A 1,698-nucleotide genomic window follows, 5' to 3' on the forward strand; every position below is an offset into this window, starting at 1 on the left:
CGAAGCACAACACGATCGACAGCAGTGGCCCGAAAGCTCAGGGCAAAAGCATCATGCACCCGGGGTTGACCGGAAGTCTCCTAAGGAGATGTTAGGCACCGTTACCGCTGCCCAATGTGTAGTGCGGTTGAGCTGGGGCTGTGATGTTGGGCACAGAGCGCACCCTCCCAGCGTCTTGGAGCTCACCTAATGCTGTCATCAAGTGTCCCATCATTTCGGGATTGTGTTGAGACAGATGACGGTCGAGTTGATACCAACTCCACTTACCGTCGTGTGCGGCAATTGCTGAGAAGACGAGTTCTTTGAAGGAGTCGTAGTCCATTTGCTGCCTAACGCTGGAATTGAGCGGCGGCGGAGCCGTCCGCCTCGAATGAACGGTTAGGTGTTCTGCGACGAACTCTGCAGAGAGAACCTACCATGCAATTTGAATGTTGCCTCGATGCCGCGAAAACCGAACCAAATCACGAGCGCGAACACCATGACACTCCGGCTCTCCGGAAACAAAAAGGGAACCAGAAAGCAAAGAACTGACAAGCCGACGCCAGCCACGGCTGCGACGCGACTGAATTTGTAACGCGTGAAGTAACCACAAAGTGCGTACAGGGCTGCGACAAAGAGCAGGCGCGGCCATGCAAAAAGAGCGAAGAATGCGACGAATGCGGCCGCCACAAAGAATCCAAGGGCCGCCCACTTTGCCAAGTCGATAGCGGCCTCGCGATCGGCGATTCGCCCGAAAAGTGCGTTCTGTAGCGTGACCATGTTGAACACCTAACGCTTGAGTTAAGCGGCGGCGAAGCCGTCCGCCTTGAACGAGTAGTTAGACGCGATGAGCAAGATTCGATTTTAGCCGGCTTTTAAGTTGTGAATTTGTAATGACCGCATCTGCCTGAAGTTTTTCGAGCTCTTCTGCAGAGTAAGGTTGGGTTCGAAATTGATCCGCAGAATGCATTAAGTACAGACTACCTTTTCGAAACGTGTCGAAAGCCTTCCTTTGCCCAAAAAAGATAGCTAACTGCCTAACGACAAGCAAGACTAACAGGCAAAGATACCATCTGATCTGCTGCACGGTGAAGGACGCAACGGCCAAGGCAAGAAGCATGGCCCATCCAAAAACTACATAAAGAAATGGATATTTGAAATACAATTCCGGAACTTCTAACTTGTCACCAAGTATGAAGGAGGTTGTCCATTCAACGATCTTTATCGTTATCAAGACATACACAATTAGCAATGATAAAAAGACTATGGGTGACATGTGGTATTCACCAAAAATTATTTCCGCTTGTCTGGCTTGCATTTTTCAAGAGTTTTGATTGGATGCTCCTTAAGGAATCATGATGTGCGAAATATGGAGCTTTGGCACCATCGGCCAATTGCTCGGAACAATATTTCTCGTACATTTCTAATGCGGCCGTTAATGCGATCATTTCAGAATCGTCAAGTGACAGCTCGTATCTGTAGGTAGTCATCGAACGGTTCCCTTAAGTGCGTCCCAGCCTCACAGGTGTGTACAGCCTAACGCTAAGTAGATTTCAAAATGCAGTCTAATACGGCAGCCTAATTCAGACATTCAGGCCTCAAGTCGAGCCTGCGGCCTACGCAAATCAACCACTTATCCCCGTTGGTGCAGCCTAATTCGGCAACCTAATCTCGCCATGTCTACAGACAGGAGAGATGGATGACATCCTTTCATGGAGC

2 protein-coding genes are annotated in these 1,698 nt (G+C 49.5%); both read right to left on the reverse strand.

Annotated elements, in window-relative coordinates; translation table 11 throughout:
- Positions 1–378: 378 nt before the first annotated feature.
- Positions 379–759, reverse strand: coding sequence for a hypothetical protein (locus tag ACQGNJ_RS00145; protein ID WP_426687225.1), 381 nt, complete (start codon positions 757–759; stop codon positions 379–381).
- 503 nt (positions 760–1,262) lie between these two features.
- Positions 1,263–1,469: a hypothetical protein gene (locus ACQGNJ_RS00150; RefSeq protein ID WP_426687226.1), complete on the reverse strand. Its 207-nt coding sequence runs from the start codon at positions 1,467–1,469 to the stop codon at positions 1,263–1,265.
- Between the last annotated feature and the right edge of the window lie 229 nt (positions 1,470–1,698).

The sequence above is a fragment of the Rhodanobacter ginsengiterrae genome, assembly GCF_050026815.1.
GTDB classification, from domain to species: domain Bacteria; phylum Pseudomonadota; class Gammaproteobacteria; order Xanthomonadales; family Rhodanobacteraceae; genus Rhodanobacter; species Rhodanobacter ginsengiterrae.